15 protein-coding genes are annotated in these 14,189 nt (G+C 51.4%); 1 reads left to right on the top strand and 14 read right to left on the bottom strand.

Going from position 1 to position 14,189, the window contains the following annotated elements:
• Positions 1-97: 97 nt before the first annotated feature.
• From ACFOLF_RS34700 to ACFOLF_RS34665, 8 genes are all read right to left on the bottom strand, one after another.
• A complete protein-coding gene (locus ACFOLF_RS34700; RefSeq protein ID WP_210045349.1) occupies positions 98-1,093 on the bottom strand; it encodes an oxidoreductase in 996 nt (331 codons plus the stop codon).
• A 426-nt stretch (positions 1,094-1,519) separates the two neighbouring features.
• Positions 1,520-2,971, bottom strand: coding sequence for an MFS transporter (locus ACFOLF_RS34695; RefSeq protein ID WP_210045350.1), 1,452 nt, complete (start codon positions 2,969-2,971; stop codon positions 1,520-1,522).
• Positions 2,972-3,101: 130 nt separating this feature from the next.
• Entirely contained in the window at positions 3,102-3,740 is a 639-nt protein-coding gene (locus tag ACFOLF_RS34690) for a cysteine hydrolase family protein (RefSeq protein ID WP_210045351.1), read from the bottom strand.
• A 26-nt stretch (positions 3,741-3,766) separates the two neighbouring features.
• Entirely contained in the window at positions 3,767-4,834 is a 1,068-nt protein-coding gene (locus tag ACFOLF_RS34685) for an ABC transporter substrate-binding protein (protein WP_210045352.1), read from the bottom strand.
• A gap of 67 nt (positions 4,835-4,901) precedes the next feature.
• A complete protein-coding gene (locus tag ACFOLF_RS34680; protein ID WP_210045353.1) occupies positions 4,902-5,780 on the bottom strand; it encodes an ABC transporter permease in 879 nt (292 codons plus the stop codon).
• Between the two features lie 29 nt (positions 5,781-5,809).
• The gene (locus ACFOLF_RS34675; RefSeq protein WP_379113441.1) at positions 5,810-6,613 is read right to left on the bottom strand and encodes an ABC transporter ATP-binding protein; all 804 of its coding nucleotides are present in this window, start codon (positions 6,611-6,613) and stop codon (positions 5,810-5,812) included.
• 108 nt (positions 6,614-6,721) lie between these two features.
• On the bottom strand, positions 6,722-7,069 hold the full coding sequence (locus tag ACFOLF_RS34670) for a Na-translocating system protein MpsC family protein (RefSeq protein WP_210045354.1): 348 nt from the start codon (positions 7,067-7,069) through the stop codon (positions 6,722-6,724).
• Between the two features lie 383 nt (positions 7,070-7,452).
• Positions 7,453-8,352: an SDR family oxidoreductase gene (locus tag ACFOLF_RS34665; protein WP_210045355.1), complete on the bottom strand. Its 900-nt coding sequence runs from the start codon at positions 8,350-8,352 to the stop codon at positions 7,453-7,455.
• 165 nt (positions 8,353-8,517) lie between these two features.
• On the opposite strand from ACFOLF_RS34665, the gene ACFOLF_RS34660 reads away from it, so the two are divergent.
• A complete protein-coding gene (locus ACFOLF_RS34660) occupies positions 8,518-8,847 on the top strand; it encodes a winged helix-turn-helix transcriptional regulator (RefSeq protein ID WP_210045356.1) in 330 nt (109 codons plus the stop codon).
• 47 nt (positions 8,848-8,894) lie between these two features.
• Here ACFOLF_RS34660 and ACFOLF_RS34655 read toward each other — a convergent pair whose 3' ends face one another.
• The 6 genes from ACFOLF_RS34655 to ACFOLF_RS34630 form a co-directional block, all read right to left on the bottom strand.
• Positions 8,895-9,260 (bottom strand): DsrE family protein, encoded by a 366-nt coding sequence (locus ACFOLF_RS34655; protein ID WP_210045357.1) that lies wholly within the window; start codon positions 9,258-9,260, stop codon positions 8,895-8,897.
• Between the two features lie 88 nt (positions 9,261-9,348).
• The gene (locus ACFOLF_RS34650; protein WP_210045358.1) at positions 9,349-10,257 is read right to left on the bottom strand and encodes a pyridoxamine 5'-phosphate oxidase family protein; all 909 of its coding nucleotides are present in this window, start codon (positions 10,255-10,257) and stop codon (positions 9,349-9,351) included.
• A 255-nt stretch (positions 10,258-10,512) separates the two neighbouring features.
• Positions 10,513-11,133, bottom strand: a complete 621-nt coding sequence (locus ACFOLF_RS34645; protein WP_210045359.1) for a CGNR zinc finger domain-containing protein — start codon at positions 11,131-11,133, stop codon at positions 10,513-10,515.
• A 345-nt stretch (positions 11,134-11,478) separates the two neighbouring features.
• The gene (locus tag ACFOLF_RS34640) at positions 11,479-12,459 is read right to left on the bottom strand and encodes an aldo/keto reductase (protein WP_210045360.1); all 981 of its coding nucleotides are present in this window, start codon (positions 12,457-12,459) and stop codon (positions 11,479-11,481) included.
• An 85-nt stretch (positions 12,460-12,544) separates the two neighbouring features.
• On the bottom strand, positions 12,545-13,045 hold the full coding sequence (locus ACFOLF_RS34635; RefSeq protein ID WP_210045361.1) for an isochorismatase family protein: 501 nt from the start codon (positions 13,043-13,045) through the stop codon (positions 12,545-12,547).
• A gap of 160 nt (positions 13,046-13,205) precedes the next feature.
• On the bottom strand, positions 13,206-14,183 hold the full coding sequence (locus tag ACFOLF_RS34630) for an N-acetylglucosamine kinase (RefSeq protein WP_210045362.1): 978 nt from the start codon (positions 14,181-14,183) through the stop codon (positions 13,206-13,208).
• Between the last annotated feature and the right edge of the window lie 6 nt (positions 14,184-14,189).

The following is a 14,189-nucleotide window of genomic DNA, read 5'->3' as shown; positions in this document are numbered from 1 at the left end:
TCCTGGAAGCAGGAATCTGAGCAGCCCTCGAAGTGTATGCATAGGAGCATTAATGCTTGAAAATTATCAACCGATCGGATCAGCGCGCCTCATCCGTTCAAATCGTGAACTTCACGCCGGTCAGTTCCTCGCTGAGCAGCCACAGCCGTTCTGCAAATTCGGGATCGATCGCCCATTGCACGACACCCGGACCAATCGGAGCGTCATCGGGAACAACGACGGAGATGTCGACATCCTCGCAGTAAACGCCGCCCATGCCGTCCACCTGTGTGCTTGCTGCGCACCAAACGCTTGTTGCCGCACCCTGCTCAGGGGACTTGTACCGCGAAGGATCGGAAGCGACGCGGCGGCCCTGTTCGTCGAGCGCGCCCATGGCGCGCATCTCGTCATCCGACAGATGACGTGATAAATCGGTTATAATCACGCCGGGATGGAGCGAGAAGGCGCGCACGCCGGACGAATATCCACGCTTGTCCAGTTCGACGGCAAACAGCGCGTTGGCTGATTTGGACTGGCCGTATGCTATCCATTTGTCGTACTCTTTGCGCTCGAAGTTCGGATCCCCGAAATCTATGCCCGAATAGCGTATCGCCCCCGAGCTGACCGAGACAACCCGTGCGTTTCCCGACTTTTTCAAGGCGGGCCAGAGCCGGGCAGTCAGCTGGAAGTGGCCCAGATGATTGGTGGCAAATTGGGATTCGTATCCACGCGCATCACGCGTAAGAGGAACAGCCATGATCCCGGCGCTGTTGACGAGAATATCCAGCGGCCTGCCGGAATCGAGAAACCGCCTGGCGAAGGCATCAATCGAAGCCGGGTTTATAAGATCAAGCGATTCCAGCTCCACCCTTGGAATCCCGGCGACTGAAGCGCGGGCTTTTTCCGGCGTCCTTGCGGGTACAATAACAGTCGCTCCCGCTTCTGCCAGAGCGCGGGTTGTTTCAAGGCCAATGCCTGAATAGCCGCCGGTTACGATTGCAGTCTTGCCGCTCAGGTCGCGTCCGCCAAGCGCCTCACGCGCCGTTGTTTGATGCCCGAAGCCCGATGGAATCGGCGCTTGCGGGGTGATTTTATATAAGTTATCCGTATGCATAACCAGTCTCCTCTCATGTCTTGAGATATGATGTTCCTAACATTATCCAGCTATTCAGCCTTCCCAGCCTCTGCCGGACTAAGGTAAAATCCGTCGTCTGCCGAATGGGAGTGCATGCTCGTTTTTCCCTGCAATCGAAAATCCATACTCCACCGTCCTGCTCTCCTTCCAGTATGTTGGACGCTATGGTTAGGATTGATTCGCTGCAAGGGATATCTTATCGTTTGGAGTGCACTCCAAGTCAAGCGGTATTTCGTTTATTATTTCTTCCAATTCCATCCTTGATACGCTTGCATGATTATTTCGTTCAATGGGATACCAAAATAAAAAGCCGCAGCTTTGCGCGGCTATGTGCTTTAAACTATGGCCGATCCGAATAGAATCAAGCGTTGCTCCCAATGCTCCCCATATATCCCGGGGGCAGCTCTAGACCATCGATTTCTGTTCCACACCGGCGTGCGTTCCGGTGCGATCCCGTCTTGCGCCGACGCGCACGATCCATACAAAAACCAGCAGCGCTGCGAGCACAATCGCCGCCATCAACAAATACCCTTCCCGGAAGCTGCGCACAAGCTGACCGGCACTGCCTCCTGCTCCAGCGCTCTGACTGCCAGGCGCGGCAATCATAATCATGCCGCCGATGGCCGCGCCTGTCATCATGCCAAGATTGCGGTTCAGCGCGATCATGCTGCTCATCATGCCCAGGTTCTGTTTCGGCGTGCGGCTCATCACGATGCTGTTGTTCGGCGACGTGATCATACCCATCGCGCAGCCGAGCAGCACAACGAACGTGATGACGTAAACCAGGCTGGTGTCCACTGAAAGGAAGCTCAGCGCAGTCATGGCGGCGACCATACAGCCCAGCCCTATGAGCATGATCGGCGTAGAACCGTATTTGTCGGAGCTGCCGCCGCTCAGCGGCGCGGATATGATCAGCGAAGCCGGATATGCCATAACCACCAGACCTGCAGCGGCCGGCTCCATCCCCATCACGCTGCGCAGAAATACAGGAAGTACGATTTGGGTGGCAAATGCTGCGGCATATGTGACGATGGTCAGCAGGATCCCGAAGACGATTGCGGGATGATTGAACATGGCGAGCCGGATGAAGGGCGCACGGCCAATTCGCGCCCATCTGGCGGATAAGCTCCACTTGGCGAACAGATAGGCGAATATGGAGAAGGAAGCAAGCAGCAGCCAGACGACCCCCGAATTCCATCCCAGGGTCGTTCCGAGGTTCAGACCCGTAACAAGCCCAGTGAGGGAAACGGCGAATAAACCGGCCCCGGGCAAATCGGGCATAGCTTTGCCGACTGTCTTGTCCTTCGGTATTAGCCGCTGCGCGAGCAGCCACGCGCCGAGCGCAACGGCAGCGAGCAGCCAGAAGTTGAACCTCCAGGAGGACAACTGAATGATGACACCGCCCAGGCTTGGACCGATCAGAGCGCCGGCGGCCACGAAGGTACTGACTGTTCCAAGCGCTCTTCCCCTTTTCTCGGGAGGGAACAGCGAGACGACGAGTGCCATATTATTCGCCTGGTACATGGACGCCCCGATGCCCTGAAGGATGCGAAAGCCGATCAGCGCAGGCAAATTAGGCGACAATGCGCAGAATAAGCCTCCGATCATAAATATAAAATATCCCAGATTGTGAATATCCCGCTTGCCCCGCAGGTCTCCAATCGCGCCCATCAGCGGCAGACAAACGGATATGGTCAGCAGATAGATCGTCACCACCCATTGGGTCGATGGAATGGAGCGGTGAAAGTCTCCGGCGATATCGACCAGCGCAATATTGAACATCCCTGCCGACAGATTGGACAGGAACGCTCCAAGACATATGACATACTGGATGGCAGCGGTTGATTTGGTTTTCACAGCAGCATTCTCCCATTTCTGTAACGTATTAAACAGCGCAGCGTGCGGGTGCCGGGAAAAAGAAAGGAGGCCGCCCACAGGCGGCATAATTGCCGCTGGAGACGCCTCCTTCCGGTTATGATTGTGATCTTCAGCCTGCCGTCGTAACGGTCTTGGCAGCCATTGACTCCCATGTTTCGATCAATTGGCCGGAATTCACGACAGTACCAAAGAATCTGTCGATGTTCGAAAGCGTCGTGTCATGCTCCGCCTGCGAGAAAGCGGCGCAGCCATCGGCTACGAACGCAATATTGTAATCCAGCATGTAGCCATGGCGTGCGGTGGATTCCACGCATACATTTGTGCTGACGCCGGTCATGACCAGCGTCTCGATTTTCAGGGTGCGGAGCACGGAGTCCAGCCGGGTGTTGATAAAGGCGCTGTACCGGTGCTTGTTGACGATAATCTCGCCCGGCAGCGGAGCCACTTCGTAGAACTCTGCGCCCCAGGTGCCGGTCCGGCACACTTCGCCCGAGCGGCCGTCTGAGCGGCCAGTCCAGGCAGCGGAGTCGGTCGCCTTCTCATGGAACGTCTGGATGAATATAATCGGCACACCGTATGTTCTTGCTCCGCTAAGCAGGCCGTGCAGATGCGGCATCATTTCCTTCACGCCGCTGACATCGCTGCCGCGACGGGCACAGGCGCCGTCGGGATGACAGAAATCGTTTTGTACATCGACTACGATAATAGCCGTTTTTGAAGGCTCCAGGTTTTCTTTTACGAGTCTCATTGTCGTCACCTCATGGATTAATGTAGTTATTTCGCGTTATTCACGAATTGCATATCAATCAGGCCGTCATACGTATAGGGATCTGTAAATATCTTGGTTTTGGCCATGACATCCATGTCGTTTTTAAGCGCCTCTTCGGAAATCTGCCCGTCCGGACTCCACAGCTCGTCCGCATAAGCGCGTTCCATCGATGCTTTAAGCGCCTCATCCGTCATGGTCGGAAATTCCAGCTTTGCCTGAGCAGCTGCATATTCCTTATCGTCTTTGACCTTCTGCAACACCTCCAGAATCGAATTCACGAATTTTTGGACCGTCTCCGGGTCCTTCTCGATGGTCGATTTCTTGACGCTAAGGACGGAATAGGCGTAGTCGCCAAGCGAATGGAACTTGTAGAACGGCTCGTCCCATACCCCCTTGGACATTCCATCGCTCACCTGCGGCTCGGCGCCGTTCGCGATTTCCCCAGCTCCGGACTGCATCATGGCGACAACCGCGGAGCTGTCCGCCGGCTCCAGAAGCTGCGCGTCCTTGTCTGGATCAAGGCCGAGCTCAATGAGCAGGTACCGGCTCAGCAGATTGGGCGTGCCGCCATGACGGCCGACAATCAGCTTCTTGTCCTGGAGAAAAGCCTTCAAGTCCTCAGGCGAATCGCTCTTCGGCCCGGTTCCTTTCTTCGCCATCAGATATACATTGGCCCGGTTGACGACATTGACGACGGAGATGATCGGATCGTCGTTCTTCCTGTTGGCCATGGCGTTGGATTCCGGTCCGCCGATAACGCCCCAGGCGTCGCCGCTGACGACTGCCGTTACATGCGTGCCTCCGGCTGCCGTGATCACCTTTACGTCCAGACCGTTCTTCTTGAAATACCCGTCCCGCTGCGCAATATAGAGCGGCAGGTAGCCGATAGAATGGAGCGGCTCCGCGATAACGAGTTTCTTGAGCGGGCCTGCCGCGACGGTTTCGGTTCCGGATGCGGGCGCAGCAGCGCCGGTATCAACGGTGTTATTCGAGGTCTTGCTGCCGCAGGCGGCGGCCAGGCTGAACAGACAGACGCAGATCAAGGCAGCCAACAATTTACGGGTACGCAGCATGATTTCATCTCTCCCTTTTTTGGCTCATAGGCCATCTCTATTGAGCAAACAACCGTTTCGGCTGGAGCTACTGCTTGATGAAGCCCTTGGACAGCCACTTCTCCAGAGCAACGACGCCCCAGTACATGACCATGGACAGGATGGAGAGCACAACGACGCCGACCCAGACGAGATCAATATCGAGAATGGTCCCGGCATACATGATCATCCGCCCAACCCCTTGACTGGAAGCAATGAACTCGCCGACGATAGCGCCGGCCAGAGCAAGCGCGATATTGATGCGCAGGCTGCTGATAATCCATGGCATCGACCACGGGACGACAACCTTTGTGAATACCTGCCTTCGCTTGGCACCCAGCGAATACATCAGCTTCTCCATATCGGGATCGACGCTCTTGACGCCGCTGTGGGCGGAAAGCGCCGAGACGATGACAGTCAGGGCGAAGGCCAGCGCCACCTTGGAGAAGAAGCCGATGCCGAGCAGAATAACGATGATGGGAGCGAGCGCCAGCTTCGGCATGGCGTTCAGAATAATCAGGAACGGCTCGCTGATCAGCGCATATTGTTTGGACCACCAGAATGATAATCCGATTGCAGCGCCGATGGCTGTACCGGCGACGAAGCCGATAATGGTGGAGCCCGAAGTATACAGCATGTCGGACAGCAAATGATTTTGCGTTGCCTGGATCCAGGCAGTCTGGGCGATTGTTACAGGACTGCTCCAATAGTAGGAATCCAGCCAGCCAATCCGCGTAAAGCCTTCCCATACCACCAGCACCAGCAGCGTGATCAATAACCGGCCCATCATGACAAAACGCTGGCTTCTTCTTTCCTGCAGCTCCTCATCCTGAATGACCGGCGCCTCAGCCCGATGCGCCTCTTTCTTATGAAGCAGGTTTTCAATCACAGCCGACTTCAGAAACGTTGCCTCGCTCTCGATTTTCATAAGTGCTGTCCCTTCCCTCTATCATTTATTTAAGAGATCATTTCTGCCGCCTGCGCTGTCTGCTGCTCTTCTGCGAGCAAGCCCATCAGATGATTTTTCAGCTCCATGAACGCGGGCGAGGTGAGATCCTCCTGCTTGCGCGGCCGCTCCATATTGACCGTCACCTTTGTCTTGATCCTGCCCGGCCTTGCGGTGAACACGTAGATTTCATCCGAAAGATAGATCGCCTCGTCGATATCGTGAGTGACGAACAGCACCGTTTTGCCGAAATCGCCCCACAGCTGCAGCAGCCAGTTCTGCATCGTTATCCGGGTCTGGGCGTCCAGTGCCCCGAAAGGCTCGTCCAGCAAAATAATATCCCGGTCGTACAGCAGCGTCCGGAGCAGTGCGGCTCTCTGCTTCATGCCTCCGGAAAGCTCCTTCGGATAATGCCTGTCGAAGCCCTTCAGCCCGTACCGCTCCATCAGGGGAAGCGCCCGATCCACCGCCTGTTTCCGGGGGACGCCGCGAATTTCCATGCCGAGAATAATATTGTCCAGTATCGTGCGCCAAGGCAGCAGCATATCCTTCTGGAGCATATAACCGACATGCCCGGTTTTCCCGATAATGTTGGTGCCGCCAGCCAGTACTTGACCTGTCGACGGGGGAACGAGCCCGGCAATAATGTTGAACAGCGTCGATTTCCCGCAGCCGCTGGGTCCGATGATGCTGACAAAGCGCCCTTCCTCAATCGACAGGCTCGTTTCCTGCATGGCCATGATGTCTTTCCCGTTTTTTCGGAAAATTTTACTCACACCGTTGATCTCGATCATTTGTCCCGCCGCATTCTCCATACCAAATTCCCTCCCGCGATAGAATAAAAAAACCGCCAGCTCCGGGAAGACACAGATGTGCCTATGCTTTCCCAGGAACTGACGATTTTGTCGGCTCTCCTTGCGGAGCTACAACGCATCATTCAGATAACTTTCCACGTCTCGATCCAGGATGACGATCGTACCGGAGTATTCGGTCTCGATATCGTAATCCTTCAGAATCGCAACGATATTAAATTGAAATGCCTGTTCAAATTCCCTCTTGATTTCAGCCTTGAAATGCTCGGATAACAGCATGTCCAACCTTCTGGTGGACGCGATGTCCTTCCCGTCCAGGAGCTTTAATACCGGTACGCGATGATTGATAGACAGAATCAATATCTTGTTGCCGACAAAATCAACCTTCTGACGGCTGACGCCGGCGTTGAACATCCCCATGTTAATCTCATTGTACAGCTTGAGAATGCTTTGTTTCATACTGCCTGCTGTCCAACCCAATTCATCACACCCTATGATTGTTATATTTTCTAACACAGTATTGGGTGTTTTGCTTTGTTGAGTTTTATTATATCGGAAAATATCTGACTGTCAACGATTTTATGTAATATTAAATGACATTAAATAATAGATATATAGATTACGGTCTAAAATATGACGCATATCTAACAATAAAATAGGAAGAACCGGCTATCGCCTTCTTCTTGCGGCACAGCGAATATCCTCACCTCTGAAATATAAGCTATGTAGGGGAGATTCTATATTTTCAAAAAAAAAGCAAGGACGTTCCTGTCTCTCGACAAGGGACGTCCAACCTTTTTCAATCGACTAAATGACATATTCGTAAGGCTTGCAGGCTTTGCTTAAGTTTCCGTCATTACGCCGCCATTGACGTGAAGCACCTGTCCCGTAACAAAGGAAGAATCGTCGGATGCCAGATAAATGTAGGCGGGCGCAAGCTCGAATGGCTGCCCTGCGCGTTTCATCGGCGTTTCAAGTCCGAAGGTTTTAACATATTCAGCCGAATAGCTCGATACGATTAGCGGTGTCCAGATCGGTCCCGGAGCTATGGCATTGACCCGGATTCCCCTGCTGACCAGTTGGAGCGACAGCGAACGGGTAAAGGATACGATCGCGCCCTTGGTAGAAGAATAATCGACAAGCAAAGGGGCGCCTGCGTACGCGGTAACGGATGCCGTAGATACAATCGCGCTTCCCGGCTTCAGGTAAGGCAGCGCAGCCTTCGTCATGTAGAAATGCGGTAAAATATTGGTCCGGTATGTGTCCTCAAGCTGTTCATTGGAAATATTAGCTATGCTCTCCTGCGGGAACTGGACGCCCTGGTTCAAGATAAGGATATCAAGCTTGCCGTAGCATTCAATCGTCCGTTTCACCACATCCACGGAAAAACCGGGCTGGCGCAAATCTCCTTCAATCAGCAGGCAGCGGCCGCCATAATGCTCCACCATCCGCTTGGTCGCTTCGGCGTCCTCGCGCTCGTACAGATAGACGATCGCCGTGTCCGCTCCTTCTTTGGCGAAGCCGATGGCAACTGCACGGCCGATTCCGCTGTCGCCCCCGGTGATGATGGCTACTTTCCCCTCCAGCTTGCAGCTTCCCTTGTAATGGGGATTGTCGGATATAGGAATCGGGTTCATTAAATACTCTAAGCCAGGCTGCACGTCCTGATGCTGGGGCGGAAATGTGATCGGCACCTGCTGGCATTTTGTCTGATAACCGTAATAGGGGTACATGGGAATCACAGCGAAACCTCCATTTGCTTTTCTAGTCAAAACCAGAGTATTCGCCCAGTTCCTGATTGGTACCTGTCACGGTGCAATTATGGGGTGGATTAACCTATCACTGCATGTTATGATTTACTTAATAATTTAATATTACTATATTATTGAAAGTGAGATGACAGAACTGTGAGCACGACTGAGGAGGACAACCAATGCATTGCTTCCATATCCGAGGTTTTACAGCTTCTAGCAGGCAAGTGGCCTTTTTTAGTTATCACCGAGCTTCTGAGAGAGCCTCAACGGTTTAATCAATTACGCAGAAATTTGGGGAAAATCAGCACGAAGGGATTGACTGACACCTTACGCAATCTTGAGCAGCACCGAATGCTCACCCGCAGCGTTTTTCTGACTGTACCGCTGACTGTGGAGTACTCCTTGACGGATAAAGGAAAGGCCTTTACCGGTGTTTTTATGGAAATCAACCGCTGGAAAAATGAATGGGATCCTGTCGTTTAGAGGAGAAGCCGGCTTTGTTTGGGCAAAACCGGCCAGATGGCTGAATTTTAAAGAATAACCGGGATAAAACCTTCTTTAATATATTGGGCAAATGGAAGATGGCCTCCGCTTGCCTCACTGCCTGCCAGCGGTACACCCGCCTGCTGCATTTCTTCTGCAACTTCAAAAAATCCTGAGCAGGCGGTGCAGCCGCCTTTAATAATACCTGTTTTTAAAGCCTGTTTGTACAGAGGATTCAACTCGTGATCCGGTTTGGCAAATTCAGTTGGCCAATACGTTCCAGCTCCGTCAAAAAAGAGCTCCGCTTCAATGCCCGCTCCATGCAGTTCGATGCCGTACAACAAGCCATGCAGCGCTCTGGCCATATCCTGCTTACCTGCTTGAACAATGATTATGTATTTATTTGTATTCACGTAAAATTCCTCCTAAAATAGTAGTAGATTCAAAATAAAAACCTGCTTAAATCCGCGATTGCTTATACATACCACCACCTTAAATCTTTTATAAAGTTGGATTAAACGGAGAAGCTTCGCCGTTAATCCACCCCAGTCTTGAGCCATTATTCAGTTGAAGCACCTCATCGATACGAAAACGTACCAATCTGCTTGCTCCCGGGAATTCTGCTATTTCATTCTCATCCCATATCACTTCAGCTTGTCCGGCCAGATGCAGGGAATGGCCGTTGTCATAATTGATAAATAATAACCCTGTAGCTGAATTCGTAACGATATTGCCGAGCGTGTTGAACATAGAGTTCCCGAAATAGTCAGGTATCACCAATTCCGACTCGCTCGCCACCTGAACGAATCCCGGATTTCCGCCCCTATGTGAAGCATCAGCCTCGTAAGCCGAGTTTAAGCTCCCAATGTAGAAGGTATCGGCGGATTCAATCCACTCTTGGTGTTCTTTGCTCAATATGCGGCTGCGGTGCTCCGATACCAGGCTGCGATGCTTGTCTGCGTCTTCGCGTAAATTTCTTTTGCGAATATATTTTGGGCAGTTCCCGTAGACCTGTTTGGTGTTTAATTTCAACCCGTTTTCATCAAAGGAATCGACTTCTCCGTTAATCCGAAGACGTATTCGTCTGTTTGCGTCCATGATCAACAATCCCAATGGCCGATTCAGGCTGATGGATTGAAAATTGACATCTTTCAAATAGGAAGGTGCATGGATTTGGACGGTATTCTCGTTAGACGCTTCAATAAATCCCTCGTCTCCCGTCAAAAACGAAATCCATACTTTTCCGTTTGTATCTCCATAAGCAACCACAACAAACATTTGCTTATTTAAAAATGCAGCAGCACCTTTTGAAAGATGCGAACTGATCATTTTACTGTTTTGAGCAGCTAACACCGATTCCTCTGCCATTTCTTGAACCATTAACTCTCCCGCATGAAAATTTTCCGACATTCTGATCACCCCTTACGACGAATAACTGTATAACACGATTAGTTTCTCTTAACATATCCAATAAAGCTGATCATCTTATCTTAATTTGATATGGCGGGGCCTGGTTGCTTTCGATTGGTTATTTAACCGTTATAACTCAATTAGGAGCATTATATAATAATTTATTTAACCTGTAAATATTATTTTTGGTGGTTAATTATTTACTGTTTTCCCTTGAAAAAAAAGAGCCTTAGAAGATATCTTCTAAGACCCTGTTCACAAGCTTCCTTTATTCCGTTGCCGTTCAAGATAAGCTGTCACCTTCATCCTGTTCCCGCAGGTTTTCTGACTGCACCATCTGCGTGTACTGTTCTTGCTGTTGTCATAGAAGTAAAGGACACATTCCGGATTCTCACACTTTTTGACCAATGATAAATTGTAATGACATAAAAAATCTACAGCCGTTTCGGCGATAGGAGCAATAATATCAAGCGGCCTTTGCATAGTTATATGCTGTAAAGTGCCAAAACCTTTATCTGTCTTTATTATTTTCTTTGTAATTATCCGGTCTTTAAGAAAGCTGTTCACAATTTCAATACATTCACCGTGAGCCTCTTCTTGATTCAACCCGTTCTGGACAAGGGTGAGCAGACTGCTTCGCAATATTCGGGCTTCATGTACAACATGAAGTCTTTCATCCATATCACTCCATCCCGGTACGTTATGATCAACCTCTTCTTGACCCAGCATATTTGCTTGATTTAACCAATCGAGGATATCCGCAAACGATTCAAGCAGATCATATGGTTTTCCATTGTGGACTATCTTCGTATTTATAAAATCCAGAATCGGATGATTTCCAATAAAATTAAAGGATGGCGCGATTATTTTTGGCATCTTATGCATCGCTCCTTAATACGTTCTGCACGGAAGGAATTATGGTTTGAGATTGTCTTCCGTTATCCATATGGTACTCGTTATGTTATACCCAGGTCAATCACACGATACCCCTTGCAGAAAAAGCAAACTATTATGCCCTTCGCATAAGAAGAAACGGCTGAAGTTCTTTTGGCGGCACAGTTAGTTTCTTCCTCAATAAATATCATAGACCAGTTTTATCCTTTCTGATATTTGAACAAACAACACCCGCCCGGCTCATGCCGAACGGGTGCCATTTTACCTTAAGTCATTCAAGTTAAAAATCGTGCTGCCTCTGACAACGGAGCTCGGCTTGGCATAACCTTACCAGGCGTAAGCTTTGGGGGCTTCGCCGCCGGGACCGGGGAAAATTTCGTCCAGCCGCTTCAATGTTTCTTCGCTCAGAACGATATCGACGACGCGAAGCACGCCTTCGAGCTGCTCCATCGTGCGCGGTCCGATGATCGGCGCCGTCATGGCAGGATGAGCCAGCGTCCAGGCAAGTGAGATGTTGGCTTCGGACTCGCCAAGCTCTTTGGCAAGTCCCGCGAAGGCTTCAAGCTGCGCCCGGTGCTTGTTCACCCGGGTCTGATCGCTGGCGCGTCTTGAGCCTGCAACGGGATTTAATGCATTGCCGCTCAGGATGCCGCCATCCAGCGGACTCCAGGCAATGACGCCGATGCCGTATTCCTGTGCCGCAGGCAGCAGCTCCAATTCGGGCTGACGCGTAAGCAGGCTGTATTTATGCTGTTCGGACACGAGTCCGAGCAGGCCTTTCGATTTGGCTTCGTACTGAGCCTTGACCAGATCGCGTCCAGCGAAATTGCTGGAGCCCACATAACCGATCTTGCCTTGGTACTGGGCGATGCGGAAGCCTTCCCACAGCTCGTCCCAGGAAACATCACGGTCGACGTGATGCATCTGATAGAGTTCGATATGATCCGTCTGCAGCCGGAGAAGCGAGCCTTCCAGGTGACGGCGCAGCTTATACGCCGACAGGCCGGGTCCGCTGTTCGGACCATCATTCTTGTCGCTCATGTCCCCGTAGAATTTGGTCGCAAGCACGACCTTCTCCCGCCTGCCGCCGCCCTGTGCGAACCAGCGGCCGATAATCTCTTCCGTACGGCCGGCATTTTCTCCCCAACCGTAAATATTAGCTGTATCGAAGAAGTTAATCCCCGCATCAAGCGCTGCATCCATAATGCGGAACGCGTCCTTCTCTTCGGTGTCGACGCCGAAATTCATCGTACCCAGACAAAGCTTGCTGACGTTTAGTCCGGATTTTCCCAGTTTGGTGTATTTCATTGACTTCTCCTCCTCTATGATTGCCATTCTTGATTATTGTAAACGATTTAATGATAGATTTGCCAGCTTGATTGCCTATTCGTATTTAAACCAGTTCACTCAACATGAATTTAATCGCCGGATAGGAGACCACATGACGGTCCCGGTAAGTCGAGCTGACAGCCTCGTTGTTTGCGCTTATAATTCCCCGCTGCAATATGGCGGCCTGAAACCCGCGTTCCAATGCGCCATTCGTCGTGAATGTCACACAATATTCCGCAGAAAAACCGGCAACAACAATAAATCCAACTCCTTGATCACGAAGCACCTGCTCCAGATCCGTCTTCCAGAACCCGTTGGAGTACAGCTTTTCTACCCGTATGTCCTTTGGACCCACGACGATCTCCGGCACAATTTCTCTTGCCTCCGGATCCGTGTCCTCATCCGCACCATCCATATCCTGAATATGGATGACCGTCTGCTCTTTATCCCGCATCATGTTGGAGACATAATTGATATACTCGCTCGCTTCTCTTATTTTTGCTTTCTCCACATAGCCGTTCAGATAAACATTTTGCATATCCACGATCAATAATCCGATCTTCATTCCTGCAGCTCCCTTCTGATTCTTCCAGCAACTCATATTGTATTCGAGACAGGCATTTGTTTATCCTTTTTGCACATCCATCATAATTGGATATCATTAACACACAGCAGGACTGCCGGTTGGCCCGGCAGTCCTGCGCTTTCGTTCCGATTGCTTAGGGCTATTGATAGCTGCCATATTCTTCGAAACGTTTTATAATCGAATCTGTTACCGGTACTCCCAACTGATCCATGGCCAACAATACGGAGCCGAATACGGGCGCCATTTTCGGAATGATGAATTCAAAATGCTCGTTCTGCTGTGCGATCCTGTCCCTTAAAGCGGCCAGCAGATGCGGATTTCTTCCTTCCTGCACGACACTGCCAACCATGACGACCGGTATTGTTTCCCCGGGGAAGCCTCCCAACCGGCTGATCACGGAATTCGCGCCTCGGCCCAGCTCATCTCCCGCCCGGCGCAGCAGCCTGATGGCCAGCGCGTCTCCCTCATCCCCCGCTTCATGCAAAATCAGTGTCATGTCATGGGGGACTTCCGCAATGTCATGATCAAGGAAGTGGTCGAATACCTGCCCCATGTCGGTAAAACCAAAATACTTCGCTACTTTATCGGGCAGGATCGACGGTTCCTCCCGCATTTCCCAGGAACGGACAGCGTGACTGAAGGCCTCTCTGGCCAGATGCCCGCCTCCCGTCCGGTCGCCGAACAGATAACCGAAGCCGCCGGTCTGTACCATGCGGCCCTCGCGATTTCTGCCTGCCGCATTGGTGCCGCTTCCACAAACCAGAACGATGCCGATGTTGTCCTTGGTACCCGCGCGCAGCCCCTCGTATGTATCGCAAACCACATCCCATTTCAAGAAAGGCAGGCTCGCCAAGCAGGGACGAAGAATATCAAAATCCTTTTGCCGGTCGGCGCCTGCCAGCCCATACTGCACAAAAGCAATGTCCTCATAACGCAATCCGGCCTGTTCAAGCGCCATGTCGGCAGACTTTATGATATTGGCGAGCGCTGTGTCGATCCCCGGTACCTGATGATTCCCGCAGCCGGCCAGTCCGCGGGCGATCAGGCGGCCCTCAGCATCCGTTATAACCGTAAAAGTCTTGCTGTTTCCTCCGTCCACACCCATCATATATGCCATTGTTCG

The organism is Paenibacillus sepulcri (assembly GCF_042647105.1).
Classification (GTDB): domain Bacteria; phylum Bacillota; class Bacilli; order Paenibacillales; family Paenibacillaceae; genus Paenibacillus_Z; species Paenibacillus_Z sepulcri.
This window is presented reverse-complemented; position numbering and strand designations above follow the sequence as displayed.